Raw genomic sequence first — 20,507 nt, 5'->3', positions numbered from 1 at the left:
GCGTCAGGGTCAGCTTCCGCCCGGGACTCGTCCGTCAGCCTTCCTTGGCCATGGACTTCTTGAACTGCGGCAGGTGCTTCTGCTGCGCTTCCAGCATGCGCTCGCGGTACTGGCCGTAGATGATGTCGGTGTCGTGCAGCGTCACGCCCGGGATGGTCGGCGAAGCAAACACCGGCAGCTCGATGCCGCGGTCGGCGAGCTTCTGGGCGCTCTCGGCGAGGAGCTCGTGCATCATCATCATGGCAAGCACCGTCGAGGAACCGGCCACCGGACGCGACCAGCCCTTGATGTTGACGATCGCATCCTCGACCGGCGAGCCGGTGTCGATCACGATGTCGGCTGCGTGCGGCAGGCGCTTGCCCGAAGAGTGCGTTGCGGGCTTCCCGGCATTGGACTGCGCGGTGATGGCGATCACCGTCAGGCCGCGCTCCTTGGCGTAGAGCGCCGTATCGATGCCCGAGGCGTTCGAGCCGGAATGGCCGAAGATCACGATGGTGTCGCCGGCGTTCAGCGGCTGATGGTCGAGGAACTTCTCGGCGTACTTTTCGGTGCGCTCGAGCCAGAGCAGCTCTCGCACGCCGCCGGCGCCGAGGATGTTGTGCCACATGACGCGCGGGTCGGTCAGCGGGTTGAAGCCGACATAGGAGCCGTAGCGCGGGTAGGTTTCCTGCACCGGCAGCACCGAGTGGCCCGAACCGTAGAGATGCACCAGGCCCTTGTTAGCGAGGGTTTCCGCGACCGCGGACGAGGCCTTGTCGAAGGCGTCGGCATTCGCTGCGGCCGCCGCCTCGGCGATCTTCACGAGCTTGCTGATATAGAGGGTAGACATGAGTTTGCCTTTCAGAACAAAGCGTTACACGTAGAGGGTGGAGCGGATCTCGTAGCGGTCCGCCCGCATGGTGGAGAGGGCGTATTCGAACGGCCCCCTCGCGTCATAGGCGATGCGTTCGACCTCGAAGGCCGGCGTCCCCGCCGTAAGCTGCAGCAGTTCGGAATCCGCGGCGGCGACGCTGCCGACGCGGTAGACTTCCTTGGCCTTCACCGGGGTGATGCCGCAGCGCTCCTTCAGCCAGCCATAGAGCGACTGCACGTTGGTCGCGTCTTCCAGCAGCCCGGGCACTCGCGCCTCGGGCAGGTGGCTGGTCTGGATGCCGATCGGCATGCCGTTGCCGAGCCGAAGGCGCTTGAGCTGCACCACGGGATCGCCGATCGCGATCTCCAGCGCATCGGCCATCTCTTCATCGGCCGGCACGCGGTTGGCTTCGATCAGCCGGGTCCCGGCCTGCAGCGACAGCGATTTCATCTCGTCGGTGAAGCTGGTGAGCCCGCGCACGCCGGCGACGACCGTGGCCGAACGCACGAACGTGCCGCGCCCATGTTCGCGCCGTAAGAGCCCGGCTTCCTCGAGGTTGCGCAGGGCATGGCGCAGCGTGATGCGCGAAATCCCCAGCATCTCGCCGAGCCGATCCTCGTTGGGGATCTGCATGCCCGAGCTCCATTCGCCGCGCTCGACCAGCTCACGCAGCGCCATCTCGGCCTGATGCCACAGCGGCTCCGGCCGCCGCCGATCGGGCTTTATGAGACCGTGTGGTTCATCCATGCCCATTCCTCCAGTTCGGCCCATAGGCGCCGGCAAATGCCGCGCCCACCAGTCCCGCCTTCGGCCCGAACTGTCCGGGGCGGATATCGATTGCTCTCAAATGCGGCGGCAGTTGCCGGTGCAGCGCCGGTAGCAGCAGCGGCCTCAGCACATCCAGCGATGCCGCGACGCCGCCGGCGAAAATGATGGCCTCGGGCGCGAGGAGCGCAACGGCGCCCGCCAGCGCCGCACCGAGCGCCTGCATGGCAGGCGTCAGCGCCTCGATCGCTGCAGGGTCACGCCCGCGCGCCGCTCGCACCAGTGTCGCACCGTCAGCCAGCCCGATCGACCGCGCGGCCGCATCGAGCGCCCGGCCCGAGGCCTGCCGCTCCAGCCAGCCGCTGCGGTCCTCGCCGGGGTCATGGAGGTCAGCCACCGCCCAGCCGAACGAACAGGCCGCGCCGCCATTGCCGGCGACGATCCGCCCGCCGGCCAGCACGGAGGAGCCGATGCCGGTGCCGATGGCGAGCAGGATCGCATCCTCCAGCCCCTTGGCCGACCCGGCCGAAACCTCGGCGAGCAGCGCGAACTGCGCATCATTGCCGAGCCCCACCGAGACACCGGGCAACTCGGTCGCGAGGTCCAACCCGTCGAGATAGCCGAGGTTGGGCACCCAGCGGCACACCGTCCCCTGCGCCAGCCCGGGAATGCCAAGCCCCAGCCGCGTCGCCTGGTGCGCGCTCAGTTGCTGGGTCAGCAGTTCCATGAACGCCGCCAGGGTCTGCGGCGCGGCCCATTCGCCCACCGCGCGGACGGCCGCCGGATCGCCCATGTCGGCAATGCCGGCGCGGAATCGCGTGCCGCCGAGATCGATGGCGAGGATCGTCTCGGTCATCGCGCCCCCGATCCCACCGGTGGGGCAAACAGCCCGGCACCCGCATTCCACGAGTTCGAAGTGCTCATGAACGCCTGCGCATAGGTCGTGCCGCGGATGCAGCCGCGCAGCCGGTACAGCGAGGCGTAATAGTCCATGTAGGGGAACGAGCTCAGTCCGCGCGCCAGCTCATACTTCTCGGCCGCCTCGCGCCACGGTGCAAAGCCCTCGGTGACGTCGACGAGGTGGGTCGGCACGAACCCCTCGTCGTCCTCCCAGTTCTCGCCGAACAGCAGCAGGGCAGGGGAGTGCACCGGCAGCGCCCGCTCGAGCGTCGGCAGCGCCGCATAGAACACTGCCGTCTTGGTGAGTTCGCTTGCTGCCCGATGGTCCTTGTGCCAGCTGCCCTGCCAGTGGGTGATCACCACCTCGGGCTTCAACTCACGCAGCACGTCGCACACCGCCAGCGCCGTGGCGTCGTCATTGGGCAGGAACCCGTCCGGCAGGTCGAGACTGCGCCAGCTTATGCCCAGCCGCTCGGCTGCTGCGCTTGCTTCACCCCGCTTCTGCTCGGCATAGAGCGGTGGCGCGAGGCAACGGTGCCCCTGCTCACCCATGGTCAGGTGCAGGAATGTCACCTCGGCTCCACGCGCCGCTGCGACGAAGGCCAGCGGCCCGGCAATCACCTCGGCGTCGAAGGCATGCGCCCCGACCACGAGGATGCGCTTGGCGGCGTAGACCTGGGCTTCGATCATTTCACGGCTCCCGACGCTGCGGCGCCTTCGCGGATCTGGCGCGCCAACAGCAGATACATCGCCAGCACCGGGGCTAGCGAGATGCCCAGCGACGCAAACACCATGCCCCAGTCGGTGCGGAACTGCCCGACGAAACCGGTGATCGCCAGCGGCACCGTCTTGAGGTTGTTGTCGAAGATGAAGATCAGCGGGAAGAAGAAGTCATTCCACACCGCGATGGTGGTGAAGATGGCGACGATCGATACCGCCGGCGCCACCACCGGCAGGATGATGCTGAACAGGATGCGCAACTCGCCCGCTCCATCCAGCCGCGCTGCCTCCTCCAGCTCGCGCGGCAGCACCCGCATGAAGTTGGCGAAGATGAAAATGGCGAACGGAATGCGGATCGCGACATAGACCGAGATCAGCCCGAGATGGCTGTCCAGCAGCTCGAGGTCGCGCATCAGCGTGAACAGTTCGACCGAGGCGAGGCGGATCGGCAGCATGATGCCGGCAAGAAACAGCGCCAGCATCCAGACGCCCCATTTGAGGCCGTAGCGGCTCAGCGGGTAGGCCGCCATCGCCGCGACGACGATGGTGACGATCACCGCGCCGCCGGTGACAATGAGGCTGTTGATCAGGTTGCGCCCCAGGTCGGCGCGCTGCCAGGCGTTGATGAAGTTGTCGAGGATCAGGCTCTGCGGCAGGCCCAGCGGATCGGCATAGATCTGCTGCGTGGTCTTGAAGCACGAGACTACCAGCGCATAGAGCGGCAGCAGCACCACCACGGTCCAGCCGAGCAGCACCAGCCAGCGTGGCAGGCGGGCGAGGAAACCGGCCGGAGTCATGGCTGCACCGTCGCGCGGTCGAAGGCGCGCAGCAGCAGCAAGGTGCCGACGCTCAGCAACAGGAACAGCATGGTGCCGAGCGCCAGCGCCAGACCGATATCGGTGATGCCCACCGCGCCCTCGGCGCCGAACGCCAGGCGGTAGAAATAGGTGACCAGCGTGTCGGTCGAAAAGTTCGGGTTCCCCTGCACGCCCTGCATCACATAGACGATGTCGAACTGGTTGAAAGTGTTGATGAAACTCAACGTCGTCACCGACGAAATCGATGGCACCAGCAGCGGCAGCGCCACCGTGGTCAGCATGCGGGTGGAACCGGCGCCGTCGAGCTTGGCGGCCTCGAACACCTCGTAGGAGATCTGGCGCAGCCCGGCGGTGAAGATCAGCACCGGCAGGCCCATCCAGTTCCACGCATCGATGGCGATCAGCACCCACAGCGCCCAGCCGGAATCGCCGAGCACCGTCAGCCGGCCCTCATGCAGGCCAAGGCCGTTGAGCATCCATTCGACCACGCCGTTCGGCGCCAGCAGCAGCCGCCACAGCGCGCCGACGATCACCGGGCTCAACACCGCCGGAAAAAAGAATACCGACTGGAAGAAGCTCGCGCCCTTCCGCGACCAGAACAGCAGGTAGGCGAGGATCAGCCCAAAGCCGTTCTGGAACAGCATGATGCCGAAGAACCACGCCACGTTGTGCCAGAGCGCCCCGAACAGCTTCTCCGAATTGGGAAAGGAAAGCAGCCGCAGGTAGTTGTCGAACCACGAGAAATCGAGCTGGCGCAGCCCGCGCCACTCGAACAGGCTGCCCCACAGCGAGGTCAGCAGCGGGTAGAGCACGAACAGCCCGTAGATCAGCAGCGCCGGCAGCACGAAGCCGAGCGCGGCAAGGTGCCGTGACAGCCTGGCTGGTTCGGTGCGGTTGGCGGCGTCGCTCATCGTGCGGAGGTCCGGAAGAGGGGAGGGCGGCCCGCCGGGGCAGGCCGCCAGTCTTGGTTACGGCTTGGGCTTGAACCAGGTGCTGACCGCCGCATTGACGTCGGCGGCGAGCTTTTCGGGCGTGATGTTGCCCTCGACCATGTCGATCACTTCGGCCTGGATCACCGACGAGGCTGTCGGGGTTTGCCAGCGGTAGCCGACGAGGCTGAGATAGGGCGTGGTGTTGCCCTGCATCGCGATCATCGCCTTGAGCACCGGATCTTCCGAGGTCACATCGGGACGGGCCGCCGGCCAGCCAAGCTCGTCGGCGAACAGCTGCGCAAACTCGGGCGAAGCGATGAAGTTCAGCACCTTGGTCGCCGCCTCCTTCTTCTCGCTATCGGCCACCAACCCGTACGAGCCGTCCGAAAAAGCCGCGACCAGCGGCTTGTCGGTGGCGGCATCGCCCGGGAACGCGAACACCGAGAACTTCAGGTCGGGGTTCTGCGCCTTGAAGCTGCCGTTCTCCCACGAGCCGCCGAAGAACATCGCGGCCTGGCCGTTGATGAACTGCTGCGTCGAGGTGGTGTAGTCGATGCCGGCAAAGCCATCCGAGTAATAGGGCTTCAGCTCGGCGAAGCGCTTCAGCGTCGCGATGAAGCGCGGATCCTCGAAGTTCGCCTTGCCCGACATCATCTCGCCGTAGAAGTCGGCGCCGTAAATTGTCGGGCCGATCATGCCGACGCCGATCTCGAGCGCCCAGGCCGAGCCCTGCGCCCCACCGCTGGCGATCGGGGTAATGCCGGCGGCCTTCAGCTTCTCGCAGGCCGCGAGGAACTCGGCGTAAGTGGTCGGCACCGCAACGCCATTCGCTTCGAACAGGGCGGTGTTGTAGAACACGCCGAGCACCGGCACCGAATACGGCACGCCGTAGAACTTGCCGTCGGCAACGCTGATCACGCCACCGGTGGCGGTCTCAGGCATCTCGGCAATAGCCGGCACGCTGTCATTCAGCGGCTCGAGATAGCCGGCCTCGACCAGCGGCTGCAGCTCGCCATAGGCCTTGAGCTGGGCGATGTCGGGGCCCTTGCCGCCGCGCAGCGCGGTGGCCAGCCGGTTCTGGTAGTCGGCGTCGGGGGTGAACTGCAGGTCCACCTTGATGTCGGGGTTGGCCGCCTCGAAGGCCGCGAAGATGCGACCCATGGCGGCCTGGTCCTCGGTGCGCCAGCTCCACAGCGTGACGGTTTCCTGTGCGGCGGCAAAGGACATGAACGGGGTGCTGGCGGCGAGCGCCAGCCCGATGGCGAATAGTCTGCGAGACAACGGCATCTATCAAAGAGCTCCCTGGACTCATTGGGTGAGATCGGCGGAACGCAAACCGACCCGGAAAGCTAAGCAGCAATGCTGAAACAGGTAAAGAGGTTATAACGTCATTTCGTTATATCCACATGCAGCCACTCATCCCTTCACCCCCGAACTGACGACGGAATCGACGAAAAAGCGCTGCAGGATCACGAACAGCAGCACCGGCGGCAGCACCGCGAGTGTGGCTCCGGCCATCACCAGGCCGGTATTCATGGCGCCGCGGTTGTAGCTGAGGAGCCGCGAGAGCGAGATGACGATCGGGTACTGGTCGGCACTCCCCTGCAGCACCGTCAGTGGCCAGAGATAGCTGTTCCAGTGGTAGACGAAGGCGAACAGCACCAGCGCTGCGATGGCCGGCATCACCGCTGGGGCGACGATCTGGAACAGCACCCGCAGCTCCGAGGCGCCATCCACCCGCGCCGCCTCGATCAGTTCATCGGGCACACCCTTGATGAACTGCCGCATCAGGAAGATGCCGAAGGCATTGGCGAGGTTGGGGACGATCACCCCGGCGAGGCTGGCGTTGAGCCCGAGATAGCCGGTGATCCGATAGAGCGGGATCAGCGTGACGATCGGCGGCAGGAACATCGTCGCGATCAACAGCGCGAACAGTGCTTCCTTGTAGCGGAACTCGTACTTGGCGAAGGCGTACCCGGCCATCAGGCTGGTGACGATGATGGCGACGGTCGTCACCACCGCGATCACTGCCGAGTTGAGGAATGAGCGCCCGAGGCTCACCACTTCGGCGACCTGCGTGTAGGCGTCGAGGTTGGGTGCGCCGGGCAGCCATACCGGCGGCACCTGCATGGTCTCCTGCGGCGTCTTGAGACTCGTGAGGATCATCCAGGCCAGAGGAAACGCTGCGATCACTGCCACGACGATGATCACCAGCACCAGCACTGCACTGGCCGGCGTCGCCTTGAAGCGCGGGCCCTCGAGCCGGCGGCGGTCTGCAACTGCGGTGGTCATGCGGACTTTGCCTCCCGCGAACGGGCGAAGGCGAACAGCAGCGCGATCGCCACGACCAGCGCCAGCATCAGCGTCACCGCCATGGCCGAGCCGAGCCCGCCCTGCGCTCGTTCGATGCCGACGCGACGGATGTGATAGGTGAGAACGTTGGTGGCATTCACCGGCCCGCCCTGGGTGATCAGCGCCACCGGCTCGAACACCTGCACGGCGTTGATGATGGCGATCACCGACGAAAACAGCAGCGTATTGCCGAGCAGCGGCAGGGTGATCGAGAAGAAGCGCTGGATCGGGTTGGCGCCGTCGATCTTGGCTGCCTCGTAAAGTGAATCCGGGATCTGCGTCAGCCCTGCGACCGCCAGCACGGTGAAGTAGCCGACCTGCTGCCAGACATTGAGGATGACGATCGCGAACAGCGCCGTCTGCGGCGCACTCAGCCAGGTCTGCGGCGGAATGCCGACCCAGCCGAGGATCTGGTTCAGCGGCCCTTCGGTCGGCGAGTAGAGCTTTGAGAACACCAGCGCCACCGCGATCATCGGCACCATGTAGGTGGAGAACAGCACGGTGCGGAGGAACACCCCGCCTGGCGCGATCTTCTGGTGCACCAGCAGCCCCAGCAGCACCGACAGCGGCAGGATGATCGCCACCGAGCCCACCGTGTAGAGCGCGGTATTGACCAGCGCCGCCTTGAAGTCGCGGCCCACCGAGTTGTTGGCGAAGATATCGATGAAGTTCTGTACGCCGACGAACGTCGCCGTCTCGAACCCGGTCTGCGTCGACCAGTTCTGGAAGCTGAGCCAGATCGTCAGCAGCATCGGGATGATGATGAAAACTGCCAGCAACCCGGTCGCGGGCGCCAGCATGAAGACCGCTGATCGGTGCTGAGTGTTGGTCATAGGCAAGAGTTCGTCTCTAACGGTGCTCAAAGATGCCCCCACCCCTGTCCCCTCCCCGCAAGGGGGAGGGAGACGATAGAGCCGCCGCGACCGCGCCGTTGGCCGCGATGGGAGTGGGAGGGTCTCCCTCCCCCTCAGGGCGCTACCGCGTCCCTTGCGGGGAGGGGACAGGGGTGGGGGTTGTTTCCCGCACCGGTGATAGAGGAGGGCGGGTCGCCCCGCCCCTCCACCATTACTTCGCGTTACGCTCGAGGATCTCGGTGGCGTCGGCCTGGGCCGTCGCCTGCGCATCGGCGGCCGAGAGCTGGCCGAACTGCATGGCTTCCAGCGTCTTCTGCAGCGATTCCGAGAACTCCTGGCCGCCCAGCACCACCGGGAACGGCTTGGCATTGGCCAGCGTGCCGGTATAGCCGGCGAGGAACGGATCGCTCGACAGCCGCTCGGCGAACGCCGTGCCGTCAGAGGTGCGCGACGGCAGGATGCCCATCGACATCAGGATATCGCCCATTGCCGAGGCGCCGTTCGGACCCGATTCCGGCCCGTTGAGCCAGTTGAGGAAATCCCAGGCCGCAGCCTGCTCCTCGGCCGAAGCCTTGGCATTGACCACGGTCATCCACGAGTACGAGATCGAGCGGGCGGTATCGCCCGACGGCCCCACCGGGATCGGAGCGGTGGCGATATCGGCGAAGTTGTCGCCCATGCCGGCCTTCAGCGCCGATTCCCACCAGTTGGCCATGATGATCATGCCGGTCTTGCCGGAAACGAAGCTGTCGAGGAACGGCCCAGTTGTGTTGGCGTCGGCCGTGGCCATCGCCGGGTCGGAATAGCCCGATTTGATCAGCTTCTCGTAGAGCTCGAAGGTCTGCTTGGCTGCCTCGCTGTCGAGCACCGGCTTGCCGTCGACCACCAGATCGCCGCCGTTCGACACCAGCAGCGACGAGAACGGGTGGAGGACGCCCGCCGCCCACGAGTTGATCAGCCCGAAGCCCTGCTGGCCCTTGGATTTGTCGGTCAGCTTCTCGGCTGCGGCGAGGAATTCGTCCCAGGTCTTGGGCGCCTCGGTGATGCCGGCAGCTTCGAACAGCTTCTTGTTGTAGTTGAGCGCATAGACGTCGATCTCGTTCGGGATGCCGTACAGCGTGCCGCCGATCGAGGCCGCGCCGATCACGCCGGCCGGCCAGTTGGCCTTGGTGTCGGCGGCAATCGCGTCCGGCACCGCTGCGACCAGCTGGTCCTTGGCGAGATCCGGCAGCCAGGCATCATAGATGCCGGCAATGGTCGCCCCGCCGGCGCCGCCGCCCGAAGTGCGGAGCGTCGTCAACAGGTCGCCGAACGGCACGGCGCGGACGGTGATCTTGGTATCGGGGTGGGCCTCAGTATAGGTCGCGGCGGCCGCCTCCAGCTTGGCCACCGTATCCGGTGCCCAATGGGTGAGGAACGACACATCCGCGGCCTGGACCAGTGCGGTGCTCGAAAGCAGGACCGCGACCGCCCCCGCGGAGCGCGTGAAAGCCTGGAACAGCTGCATGTTTGAATTCTCCCTGTGGCGCCAGTGAGCTCTATGCCCGCCTGACGTCATAGAGTTATGACGTTATAACGACATTGGTCAAGAGCCATGCCAAGGCTGTGGAAGCGTATGGGTGCGGTGAGGAATGAGGCGAGGATCCTTGCGCCCAGGGTTGAGCTGGTTCGGCTTTGCCGAAGCGCACTTTCCGGGGAGCGATGTCACCTGGTGATGCCCGGTCTGGGCGGCCAACAGAAGCGGCCCCGCGCTGCGCGCCGGGGAGACCGCCGTCGGGCGAGGGGCGACAGGCCGGACAAGCCGGCCCATCGCGGAGTCGTTAATCAGTCGGCAAGCAGCGCGTCGATATACGCCTTGACCGCCGGATCGTCGGACTTGGTGATTGCCGCCAGCGCCGCATCCCGGTCGCCGACCGCCTCGTCCAGCGCCGCCTGGGCGGCTGCCAGCGCCTGCCCCTCTGGGCTATCCAGCGCTTCGGCCTGCTCTTCCTCAGTAAGGTCGTCGAAGTCCGGATAGGCGTCGTCGAAGTCAGTCTGCGCGTCGGTCACGGCCTGCTGCAACTCGCCCGATTCCACTGCGGCGTCGAGGGCCGCATAGGCACGAACCTTGCCGACCATCGATTTGTCGCTGGCATGCGCCAGTCCTTGCTCGGAGGCATGCGCCGCATTGCCGCCGCCGGCCTTGGAGGCGACGCTGCCATTGCCAGTGCCATTGCCATTGCCGTTGCTGTTCTCGCTGCCGGCGTTTTCATGCGCGGATTCCGAGTTGCCGGGGCTTTCGGGGCGGCCGGCGGCGACTGCGCCGCTCAGGTTGGCGGCGACCATCGGCGACAGGGCGAGCAGCCCGACCAGGGCGAATTTCGACAGGGATTTCATGAGTGTGGCCTCATCTGCAAAGGGATGCCCGTTCCTGCGGGCGGCTCTCTGGTACCACTGGCGCCCTGATCTCCGGCTGAGCCGCCGTGTCAGCGCAATTACAGGAACGGCCGCCCGTCACAGGCCCCCGAGCCAATTACACGCTAATCGTCCAGAGGCTTACAGGGTTTCGGCAACTGCGGGCTGCCATGCTGACCCGATCCGGACGCCTCACGCACCCAGCGCTTTCCCGGAACGCCACGCGTGAGGAGACGTTTGATGCGAGAATTCGTCTGCCCCGTCGTTGCCATTCTCGTCGCCGGCCTGCCGCTCACGACACCCGCTGCAGCCCAATACTGGAACAACGACTACAACTACGGCCGGCTCGCCAACCCCAACAACCCGAACTTCGATCCAGCGGCCGCGGCCATCAACGCGCTGAACACCTCGTTCCCGCGCCAGCGAGGCTACTCCACCCCGATCGATTTCAGCCTGATCGACGCCATGGAACGCGGCGACACGCGGACCTACTCCACCCACCGCGGCCGTTGCGCCGCGCGCTTCGTCACCTACAGCCTCCACCGACAGCTATGTTGGCAACGACGGCAGGTCAAAGCGCTGCAAGCTCTAGGGGCACAGCAGTCGAAACATCGGCAGTATCAGAAGGAGAGGGCTGGCTGGGGAACCTGGATTCGAACCAAGATTGACGGAGTCAGAGTCCGCAGTTCTACCATTGAACTATTCCCCAAGCGCTGAGCCTGGATGCTGTCCGGCGGAACCGTCAGCATTCGGTGCGCCTTCTAGCGGCAATCGATCGTCTGATCAACACCCCTTTTCGGCATTCTTCAGCCTTTGCGATCCGGCCCGCCGCCGTTCAAGTTTGCGGCAGATTCAGGGCGTTGCGTTGGCGGGTATCATCCTCTACCCTCATTGGCGACACTGAGATATGCCCGTGTCGGGCGCCCACGGCTTCGGCCGGATGCCGGCGACTGCGCGGGGAAATGGAGCAAGGTTGACCGATCAAGATCGGTCCGCCGCCGCAGCCGGGGCCGAGAGCCTGGAGCGGCACCGTGACGGGCAGGGCCGTAGCCCTGCCCAGACCACCGCGAATCCTGGGGGGCAACCTGGGCCTGGCGGAGCGGAGCGGCGGACGCACCCCGCAGGGAATCCCTCTTCGCGCCGGTCGCGAGGGCCGCTCTATGCGGCGCTCGATCTCGGCACCAACAATTGCCGCCTCCTTATCGCCCGCCCGCACGAGAACAGCTTTCGCGTGCTCGATGGCTTCACCCGCATCGTGCGCCTCGGTGAGGGCCTGTCGACCACCGGAAAACTGTCCGTCGCCGCCATGGAGCGGACCATGGAGGCGCTCCGCCTCTGCCGCAACAAGCTGCGCGAGCACGAACCGACCCGCATGCGCCTCATTGCCACCGAGGCCTGCCGCTCGGCCTCGAACGGCGCCGAGTTCATCGCCCGAGTCGAACGCGAGCTCGGCCTCGTGCTCGAGATCGTCGACCGCCAGACCGAGGCCTCACTCGCGGTCACCGGCTGCGCCGACCTGATCGAGGAAGAATCGTCGGGCGCCCTGATGTTCGATATCGGCGGTGGGTCGTCCGAACTCGCCTGGCTCGATTTCCGCGGCGGTCGGCCGCGCCGGCAGGGGCGCATGTCCTCGTCCATCCGCTCCTGGCAGTCGCTGCCGGTCGGGGTCGTTTCGATCGCCGAAAAATTCGGCGGCGTGAACGTCACCCCCGAGACGTTCGAGGATATGGTGGCGTTCGTCGCCGGCCAGCTCCGCCAGTTCCGCGGCCGCGAGAAACTTCGCCAGATGATCGCCGAGCACCCGGTGCACCTGATCGGCACCTCCGGCACCGTCACCACGCTTGCGGGCCTTCACCTCGGCCTCGAGCGCTACGAGCGCCAGAAGGTCGACGGCCTGTGGATGACTCGCGCCGATGTCGACGCCACCATGACGGCGCTGCTCGGCATGAGCTTTGACCGTCGCGTCGCCCACCCCTGCATCGGCAAGGACCGTGCCGACCTCGTGCTGCCCGGCTGCGCCATCTTCGAGGCGATCCGCCGCGAATGGCCGACCGAACGCGTGCGCGTCGCCGACCGCGGCCTGCGCGAAGGTATTCTCATCTCGCTGATCGACGCCGACCGGGCTGATCGCGCCAATAGTCGCAGGAGTCGCTGATGGCCAAGGGAACAGGGCAGGGAGCGGGACGCAAATCGGCGACCGGTCTCAAGGTTCACGTAAAGACCGCCAAGGGCCGCAAGATTGGCTCGACGATCTGGCTGCAGCGCCAGCTCAACGATCCCTATGTCGCCAAGGCGCGGACCGAGGGGCTGCGCTCGCGCGCCGCCTACAAGATCAAGGAACTCGACGAGCGCTACCACCTGTTCAAAAAGGGCATGCGCGTCGTCGATCTCGGCGCGGCTCCCGGCGGCTGGTCGCTGGTGGCGGCGCCCATCGTCGGCACCACAGCGGATAAGCCGCTGATCGTCGGTATCGACTATCTCGAGATGGATGCGATCGAAGGCGTCATCCTGCTGCAGAAGGATTTTAACGACGAGGATGCCCCCCAGGCGCTGATCGATGCGCTGGGTGGGCACAAGGCCGATATCGTGATGTCGGATATGGCGGCGCCGACCACCGGGCACCGCGCCACCGACCATATCCGGATCATGCAGCTGGTCGAACTCGCCGCCGATTTCGCGGTCAAGGTCCTGGCGCCAGGCGGGACCTTTGTCGCCAAGGTGTTCCAGGGCGGCACCGAGCACGAGCTGTTGCACTTGCTGAAGCAGCACTTCACCACCACCATCCACGCCAAGCCCAAGGCCAGCCGCGCCGATTCCGCCGAGACTTACCTGCTGGCCCGCGGCTTCAAGGGCAACGCGCCGGAGTAAGTGCTTTGGTGCGCGGTGGTCGAGCGACCCACTGTGATCACCCCACCTACGATGTCATCCCAGCGAAAGCTGGGACCCAACTACCCACAGGCTCGGGCTGCAAGATGGGTCCCAGCTTTCGCTGGGATGACAGCCGGTGGTAGGTTTAAGGCCGAGCCCTAATCACCGGGTTCGTGCAGCCCAATGATCCGCTGATCACTCGGCCGGCGCGCCGCTCTCGGCCCGGTGGCTGTGCATGTTGGCGCTCCGCGGAACTCGCAGGAAGATCAGCGCCGAGATCAGCGTCACCGTTGCCATGACCCAGAAGGCAACGTGGAAGTCGTTGAGCCCAGGGGCCCCGCCATGCAGCAGGTGGACGCCCTCGAAGATGCCGCCGCCGATCGCGACGCCGAAGGCGAGGGAGAGCTGCACGCTCACCTGGCTCAGCACATTGGCCTGCCCGGCATCCTTGTCGGCGACATCGGCGAAGATGAAGGCATTGGTGGTGGTCCAGAGCAGCGACTGGAAGAAGCCGGTGATCACCAGCAGCGCCAGCATCAGCGGGGTCGGGGTGTCGGGCGTGTAGAGCCCCATCGCCAGCACACCGCCGGCCGTGATGGTGCAGGCGATCACCAGCGCCCGGCGGAAGCCGAGCCGCGCGATGAAGCGCTCGGCCATGAACTTCATGGTGAAGGCGCCCACCGCCGAGGCAAAGGTCACCATGCCGCTCTCGAACGGGTTCAGGCCAAAGGCGAGCTGCAGCATCAGCGGGAACAGGAACGGCATCGCCCCGGTACCGAGCCGGAAGATGGTGCCGCCGATCATGGTCAGGCGGAACAGCGGCTGGCGGAAGATCCTCAGATCGAGCAGCGGGTACTCGGTCCGGCGGAAGTGGAACCAATAGGCGATAGCGGCGACGACGCCGAGGAACAGCGAACCATAGCCAAAGCTAGCTGGCAGGGCCGGCAGCGTCAGCACCGAGATACCGAAGACAAGGCCGGCAAAGCACAATCCGGCCAGCAGGAAGCCGGTGAAGTCCAGCTTGCGCGGCTCGTTCCGATGCCACTCCGGCAGGTACTTGTTGACGAGGATGATTCCAAGGATGCCGATCGGCACGTTGATCAGGAAGATCCAGTGCCAGCTGGCAAAGGTGGTGATGAAGCCACCGATCGGCGGCCCGACGATCGGGCCGACGAGCCCGGGGATCGACAGCCACGCCATCGCATCGACCAGTTGTTGCCGCGGCGTCACCCGCACCAGCACCAGCCGCGCCACCGGCGTCATCATCGCTCCGCCCATGCCCTGCAGGAACCGCGACAAGACGAACGTCAGCAGCGAGTTCGAGATGGCGCAGCACACCGATCCCAGGATGAACACCACGATCGCCCAGGCAAACACCCGCTTGGCGCCGAACTTGTCGGCCATCCAGCTCGACACCGGGATGAAGATCGCCAGCGCCACCATGTAGGTGGTCAGCGCCAGCTTCAGCGCGATCGGCTCGGTGCCGATATCGTGCGCGATGGCCGCCAGCGACGTCGCGATCACCGTCGAATCCATGTTCTCCATGAACAGCGCCACGGCGAGGATCAGCGGGGTCAGGCGGAGCGCGGACATCGGAGCTTTCGAGGCGTCAGAGTGTTGCCGGAACCGGCTTGGCGATGGGCTTTGCCTTGTGGCCCGACACGTCGCTACCTGCGTCGGGTGGCAGCCGCATGAACGGGATAGCGCTGCAGATGGCGACCGCAGCGACGACGAACCAGGCGATGTGGAAATCGGCCAGCACCAGCTCGCCACCATGCATATTCGAGGCGATTTCCAGCGCGCCACCCGCTACCGCGACACCGGCCGCGACGCTGAGCTGCTGGCTCACCGCGTTGATCGCCGTGGCCTGGCTGGCATGCGCCTCGTCGACATCGGCAAACACCAGGGCGTTGACGCCGGTAAAGAAGAACGAGCGGGTGAGGCCGCCGAACAACAGCGAACCCATCAGCAGCCAGTGCGGCACGGCGGGGGTGAAGAAGCCGTTGATGGCGAGAAAAGTGCAGCCGAGCAGCGCCGTGACCATCAGTGTCCGCGGGAAGCCGAAGGCGGCATAGAGCTTTTCAGCGCCGAACTTCGAGAGGATCGCCCCGATCGCCGCGATGAAGGTGGTGAGGCCGGATTCGAATGGTGTCAGCCCGAAAGTCAGCTGCAGCATCAGCGGCATCAGAAACGGGAAGGCGCCGATGCCGATGCGGAACAGGGAGCCACCGATGATGGCGTTGCGGAACAGTGGCAGCCGGAACATCCTGGGGTCGAGAATCGGAAACGGCGTGCGCTTCGCATGCCGCAGGTAAAGCAGCCCCGCGATCACCCCGACGACAATCGAGCCATAGCCGGCGACGGTCGGGATGGCGGGGAGGCTGATCACCGAGAAGCCGAACATGATACCGGCAAAGGTGATGGCCGAAAGAATCAGCCCCGGCACGTCCACCGGTCGCTCGTTCCGGCCATCGGCCGCATTGAGGTATTTGGTGACGAGGACCAGCCCGATAAGGCCGATCGGGATATTGATCCAGAAAATCCAGTGCCAGCTGAGATAGGTGGTGAGGAAACCGCCCAGCGGCGGGCCGGTGATCGGGCCGATCAGCGCCGGGATGGTGAGCCAGGCCATGGCCGAGACCAGCTCATTGCGCGGTGTGGCGCGCACCAGCACCAGCCGCGCCACCGGCGTCATCATCGAGCCGCCAATGCCTTGCAGGAACCGCGACAACACGAAGGTCAGCAGCGAATCCGAGAAGGCGCAGCAGATCGAGCCGGCCATGAACACCACGATGGCGACGCGGAAAATGTTCTTGGCGCCGAACCGGTCGGCCATCCAGCCCGACAGCGGGATGAAGATGGCGAGCGCCACGAAGTAGGCGGTCAGCGCCAGCTTCAGCGAAATCGGCTCGGCCCCGATATCCGCCGCGATCGCCGGCAGCGAGGTCGCAATAACCGTCGAGTCCATGTTTTCCATGAACAGCGCGACCGCGAGGACGAGGGGGATGATGCGCACGGAGGGGAGCCTCGATCGAGGCACTGTTAGGATTGAAACTATCGGCGTGAGCTTTACGGCGCGTGGGACCGCAACGCAACACGTCCCTTAGTCGTTAATCGCTTGGGGCCTAACCGATTGACCCCTCAAGCCAACACGTGGCTTATTGAGGCCACATTTTGTTTGGGTTGAATCATGAAGAGCTTTTCGTCGTCGAGCTTCGCCAGCAATCATGCCGAGGCGCTCGACCTTGCCTTTGCAGCAGTGCAGAAGAACCCACAGGCGCTGTTCACCAATTTCCAGTGGTTCCTCTACACCGGCAAGGACACGATCTTCTTTACCGCCTTCTCGAAAGAGAAGTTCGATAAGCAGAAGCTGAAGGAACTGGTGGCGCAGGTGGTGGCGCTGGCGCCGCAGCTGACGCACGGCTTTGTCGGGGCGCGTCCGGGGCACCCGTTCACCGAGAGCCAGCTCGACGCCATCACTTCGGTGGAGCTGGTTGACAGCTTTGACGGCTACCCGGACAAGTGGCTCGGTAAAAGCGCCGACATCTTCGATCACCCCGACCTGCCGCTGTTCCGCTTCATGGCGGCGACGCTGAAGGACGGCCCGGATGCCGAGGGGCGCATCTCGGTGATCCAGGTGCGCGCCGCGCACTGCGTGCTCGAGGGTTCGGATTCGGCGCTGCTGTCGCGCTCGCAGACCGCCAATCACGGCATCCAGTCCAACAAGGACAACAAGGTCAGCTTCGGCGCCCGCTTCAAAGGCGCGCTACAGGCCGGTATCGGCGTGTCGCTGCACCTGTTCTTCGCCCACATCATGTCGCCGCCCGACAAGCCGTTCGGCTTCAAGACCCTGCCTTTGCGCCGCGACCGGCTGCGTCGCCTCGCCAATCGGCTGGGGGTGCGGCAGCGCTCGCTCTACTTTGCCATCGTCACGCATGCACTTCATTCCGATACCGACCGGCGCCTCAACGAGGCGGTGATCGCCGCGGCTTACACGATGCTGGATACCCGGCGCACCGATGCCGACGACGACTTCTTCCGGGTGCGCGCCCTGCAGGCGAAATTCCCCTACAAGGAGGATTTCGTCGAGTATGTGCGCTCGGTCGACGATGTCGTCAGCCAGATCGAGAACAAGGACATTACCTCGTTCCAGACCCAGATCATGGCCCTGTTCGCCATGCACCGGAAGCTCCATAGCTGGTTCCCGTTCCTCTATGGCCCGCGCTTCTGGCGCTTTTCGGGCCGCGTCGACACCGTGCTGACCCTGGTACCGCCGCACCGCACACTGGGTCCGGTGACCCAGTGGATGATGGAACCGATCTATTGCGGCGCCTACCACCCCGCCTCCAACATCGCCACCTTCTGCCCCGGCCGCGAGTTCATGACGGTGAACTTCGTCATGGAACAGCGCCACATCGACGCGGTCGAGCGGATCGAACCGCTGATCGCGAGGATCGAGGCACTGGATCTGCCGGAGCCGGTGAAGGGCGCAAGCGTCGAGGCTTGAGGCTCGCCACGGCCCCCTCTCTTGCGAAAACTAGGGACTTAGCTGCGCTAAGCCCAAGTTTTCGCTTTCTCCCCCGCCGAGGGGGAGAGTCCCGACTGATGCTCCGATGCGAATGGAGGCCACCGATCATCTCCCCCTTGGCGGGGGAGAAAGCGATTTCTAGGTTTAGCCGTTTGGCTAAGCCTTAGAAATCGCAAGAGAGGGGGCCGTGGAGGGCACTGTGTCTCCCCACGCCCCGCTGTGCCACCCTAAGCCACCTGCCTCCCATACTTGCTCGCCACTTCCTCGGCCAACCGTCCGCCGATCTCCGCCAGGTGGTCGAACTCCTGTTCGAAGCTGCCGACCCCCGCTGTCGCTGACCGGAGTTCGATGATCAGGTCCTGCATTTCGGAAGCCGGGACGTAGGCGTGGATGTCGTCCCAGCCGTCCCAGCCCTCGCGGGTGTCCGAGCCGACGATCTGGCCGCGGCGGCGGGGCAGGATGGCGTTGATGCGGGCCGTGGCCTCGCTCGGGCAGTGCACCGTCACCTCCATCACCGGTTCCAGCAGCACCGGCTCGCATTGTGGCATGCCTTCGCGCATGCCGATCTGCGCCGCCTGCCGGAACGCCATGTCGGAGGAGTCGACCGTGTGGTACGAGCCGTCGGTCAGCGTCACCGCCACATCGACCACCGGGAAGCCCAGCGGGCCGCCCATGCCGAAATACTCGCGGACGCCGGCCTCCACCGAGCTGATATACTGCCGTGGCACCACGCCGCCGGTGATCTTTTCGTCAAAGCCCAGCCCGCCGCCGCGCGGTAGCGGCTTGATGGTCAGCACCACGTCGCCGAACTGGCCGTGCCCGCCAGACTGCTTCTTGTGCCGGCCGCGTACATTGGCCGACTTCTTGATCGTCTCGCGATAGGCGATACGCGGCACCGAGGTGGTGACCGGCACGCCGTAGCGTCCGGTAATCCGCTCGACGACCACCCGCAGGTGCATCTCGCCATGCCCTTCGAGCACGGTCTCGCCGGTCTCGGGCACATGCGTGAGATGCAGTGAGGGATCCTCCTCGAGGATGCGTTGCAGCGCCGTCGACAGCCGCACGTCGTCCTTGCGCTCCTTCGGCGACACGGCGATCGCCATCATCGGCATGCTCTCGGGCGGCGGCATCAAGTCCGGCACCATGCGGCCGGCCGAAAGCGTATCGCCGGTGCGGGCGGCTTCGACCTTGCCGAGCGCTACTGTTTCGCCCTCCTGCGCCGCCTCGCGCTTCTGCGTTTCCTGGCCCATCACTCGGAAGATGCCCGACACCTTGCTTTCGCGACCGTCGGCAGAGCGGAGCGTCGCGCCATCGGCAACGCTGCCACTGAGCACCCGTGCGACGCACATCTTGCCGCTGCGCGCGGTCTGCATGGTCTTCATGATCTGCACCACGGTGCCGGTTCCGTCGGCGAGCCCGAGCCGGGCTCGGGTTTCCTTCACCGTCGGCGCCTCGTGACGGATCGCCTTCAGCAGTCGGGTGATGCCGTTGCCGTGCTCGGCCGAACCGATGAACACCGGACAGATCTTGCCGGCCCGCATCTCCTCGACCAGGTCCTTGAAGATCAGGTCCTTTTCCGGCTGCACATCCTCGAGCAGCTGCTCCATCAGCACGTCGTCGAAATCGGCGATCTGCTCGAGCATGGCAGTGCGTGCAGCAACTTCGTCAGCCTTTTCGCCATCGGGCAGGGCGATGATCTCGCTCTCCTTGGCCTCGTGGTAGACATGCGCCCGCTCGAGCGCCAGGTCGATGCAGCCGGTCACCACGCCGGCCTTGGTCATCGGCAACTGCCGCAGCACCAGTGGCACCCGGCTCGCCGGCTGCAGCATGGTGAGGATGTCGCGGACCTGGCCCGAGAGCTTGTCGATCTTGTTGAGGAAGATCAGGTGCGGAAGTTTCCGCGCTTCGAGATCCCTGAGGATCAGCTGCAGCGCCGCGACCTTTTTGGGGTCGGCTTCCGCCACCACCACTGCCATGTCGCAGCCGGCGAGGACGGCGAGGGATTCATACTGGAACTCGACTGAACCGGGGCAGTCGATAAAGCTGTAGCGGTCGCCCATGAACTCGGTCTCGGCGACGTTGACCTCGACGCTCATGCCGTTCGAGCGGGCTTCCGGTGCGGCATCGCCCACCATGTTGCCATCCCTCGCGTGGCCTTGTCGGGTAATGGCCCCAGTGCGCATGAGGATCGCTTCGAGCAGCGAAGTCTTGCCGCTCGCGAACGGCCCCACCAGCGCGATGCACCGGGGCCCGGCTTGTCTGCCGTTGTCGTTTGCCATCTACTCCTCCTCGTTCGTGATTTGTTCCTCTGGCGACGTCCTCCCCGGTGCGTGGTCCTCGCACCGTTGAGGCGCGTCCGCCGCGATACTGTAGCGCTCTGGGAGAGCGGAGCCAATCGGGCGATGCCGCCTGTGGAAGGTGCTGAAGCCGGTGGCTGCGGACCCCCACGCTTGATCGCTCCCCGCAAGGGGGAGGGAGACGCATACTGAGGTGCCGGTGGTTTGGTCTCCCTCCCCCTCGGGG

General features: G+C 65.5%; 17 protein-coding genes and 1 tRNA gene. 3 read left to right on the top strand and 15 right to left on the bottom strand.

Annotated elements, in window-relative coordinates; translation table 11 throughout:
- Positions 1-34: 34 nt before the first annotated feature.
- The 12 genes from ACSQ23_RS18505 to ACSQ23_RS18450 form a co-directional block, all read right to left on the bottom strand.
- The gene (locus ACSQ23_RS18505) at positions 35-829 is read right to left on the bottom strand and encodes a sugar isomerase domain-containing protein (RefSeq protein WP_436091479.1); all 795 of its coding nucleotides are present in this window, start codon (positions 827-829) and stop codon (positions 35-37) included.
- Between the two features lie 24 nt (positions 830-853).
- Complete coding sequence (locus ACSQ23_RS18500) at positions 854-1,600, bottom strand: GntR family transcriptional regulator (protein WP_436091478.1); 747 nt, start codon at positions 1,598-1,600, stop codon at positions 854-856.
- Positions 1,593-2,474 carry an ROK family protein gene (locus ACSQ23_RS18495; RefSeq protein WP_436091477.1) on the bottom strand — a complete coding sequence of 294 codons (882 nt, stop codon included), beginning with the start codon at positions 2,472-2,474 and terminating at the stop codon, positions 1,593-1,595. Before ACSQ23_RS18495 ends, ACSQ23_RS18500 begins: the two co-directional genes overlap by 8 nt.
- A complete protein-coding gene (locus tag ACSQ23_RS18490) occupies positions 2,471-3,208 on the bottom strand; it encodes a PIG-L deacetylase family protein (protein ID WP_436091476.1) in 738 nt (245 codons plus the stop codon). The genes ACSQ23_RS18495 and ACSQ23_RS18490 overlap by 4 nt, the downstream gene beginning before the upstream one ends.
- The gene (locus ACSQ23_RS18485; RefSeq protein WP_436091475.1) at positions 3,205-4,035 is read right to left on the bottom strand and encodes a carbohydrate ABC transporter permease; all 831 of its coding nucleotides are present in this window, start codon (positions 4,033-4,035) and stop codon (positions 3,205-3,207) included. The genes ACSQ23_RS18490 and ACSQ23_RS18485 overlap by 4 nt, the downstream gene beginning before the upstream one ends.
- A complete protein-coding gene (locus ACSQ23_RS18480; RefSeq protein WP_436091474.1) occupies positions 4,032-4,967 on the bottom strand; it encodes a carbohydrate ABC transporter permease in 936 nt (311 codons plus the stop codon). The genes ACSQ23_RS18485 and ACSQ23_RS18480 overlap by 4 nt, the downstream gene beginning before the upstream one ends.
- A gap of 57 nt (positions 4,968-5,024) precedes the next feature.
- Positions 5,025-6,269 carry an extracellular solute-binding protein gene (locus ACSQ23_RS18475; RefSeq protein ID WP_436091473.1) on the bottom strand — a complete coding sequence of 415 codons (1,245 nt, stop codon included), beginning with the start codon at positions 6,267-6,269 and terminating at the stop codon, positions 5,025-5,027.
- Positions 6,270-6,404: 135 nt separating this feature from the next.
- Complete coding sequence (locus tag ACSQ23_RS18470; RefSeq protein ID WP_436091472.1) at positions 6,405-7,280, bottom strand: carbohydrate ABC transporter permease; 876 nt, start codon at positions 7,278-7,280, stop codon at positions 6,405-6,407.
- The gene (locus tag ACSQ23_RS18465; RefSeq protein WP_436091471.1) at positions 7,277-8,173 is read right to left on the bottom strand and encodes a carbohydrate ABC transporter permease; all 897 of its coding nucleotides are present in this window, start codon (positions 8,171-8,173) and stop codon (positions 7,277-7,279) included. Before ACSQ23_RS18465 ends, ACSQ23_RS18470 begins: the two co-directional genes overlap by 4 nt.
- Positions 8,174-8,405: 232 nt before the next feature.
- Positions 8,406-9,701 (bottom strand): ABC transporter substrate-binding protein, encoded by a 1,296-nt coding sequence (locus tag ACSQ23_RS18460; RefSeq protein ID WP_436091470.1) that lies wholly within the window; start codon positions 9,699-9,701, stop codon positions 8,406-8,408.
- Positions 9,702-10,018: 317 nt separating this feature from the next.
- Positions 10,019-10,570 carry a hypothetical protein gene (locus ACSQ23_RS18455; RefSeq protein ID WP_436091469.1) on the bottom strand — a complete coding sequence of 184 codons (552 nt, stop codon included), beginning with the start codon at positions 10,568-10,570 and terminating at the stop codon, positions 10,019-10,021.
- A gap of 653 nt (positions 10,571-11,223) precedes the next feature.
- Positions 11,224-11,297, bottom strand: a tRNA-Gln gene (locus tag ACSQ23_RS18450).
- 522 nt (positions 11,298-11,819) lie between these two features.
- Here ACSQ23_RS18450 and ACSQ23_RS18445 point away from each other — a divergent pair.
- Positions 11,820-12,743 (top strand): Ppx/GppA phosphatase family protein, encoded by a 924-nt coding sequence (locus tag ACSQ23_RS18445; RefSeq protein WP_436091468.1) that lies wholly within the window; start codon positions 11,820-11,822, stop codon positions 12,741-12,743.
- Positions 12,743-13,456: an RlmE family RNA methyltransferase gene (locus tag ACSQ23_RS18440; RefSeq protein ID WP_055879430.1), complete on the top strand. Its 714-nt coding sequence runs from the start codon at positions 12,743-12,745 to the stop codon at positions 13,454-13,456. The genes ACSQ23_RS18445 and ACSQ23_RS18440 overlap by 1 nt, the downstream gene beginning before the upstream one ends.
- A gap of 195 nt (positions 13,457-13,651) precedes the next feature.
- On the opposite strand, the gene ACSQ23_RS18435 is transcribed toward ACSQ23_RS18440, so the two are convergent.
- Both ACSQ23_RS18435 and ACSQ23_RS18430 read right to left on the bottom strand, forming a co-directional pair.
- Positions 13,652-15,049: an MFS transporter gene (locus ACSQ23_RS18435; protein ID WP_436091467.1), complete on the bottom strand. Its 1,398-nt coding sequence runs from the start codon at positions 15,047-15,049 to the stop codon at positions 13,652-13,654.
- A gap of 16 nt (positions 15,050-15,065) precedes the next feature.
- Entirely contained in the window at positions 15,066-16,472 is a 1,407-nt protein-coding gene (locus tag ACSQ23_RS18430) for an MFS transporter (RefSeq protein ID WP_436091466.1), read from the bottom strand.
- 174 nt (positions 16,473-16,646) lie between these two features.
- On the opposite strand from ACSQ23_RS18430, the gene ACSQ23_RS18425 reads away from it, so the two are divergent.
- Entirely contained in the window at positions 16,647-17,963 is a 1,317-nt protein-coding gene (locus ACSQ23_RS18425) for a hypothetical protein (RefSeq protein ID WP_436091465.1), read from the top strand.
- A 248-nt stretch (positions 17,964-18,211) separates the two neighbouring features.
- Here ACSQ23_RS18425 and ACSQ23_RS18420 read toward each other — a convergent pair whose 3' ends face one another.
- Positions 18,212-20,263, bottom strand: coding sequence for an elongation factor G (locus tag ACSQ23_RS18420; protein ID WP_436091464.1), 2,052 nt, complete (start codon positions 20,261-20,263; stop codon positions 18,212-18,214).
- Positions 20,264-20,507 lie beyond the last annotated feature (244 nt).

Origin of the sequence: Devosia sp. LjRoot16 (assembly GCF_964252795.1) — a bacterium.
Taxonomy (GTDB): Bacteria; Pseudomonadota; Alphaproteobacteria; order Rhizobiales; family Devosiaceae; genus Devosia_A.
The sequence above is the reverse complement of the archived record's forward strand: the minus strand, read 5'-3'. Positions and strand labels throughout refer to the sequence as shown.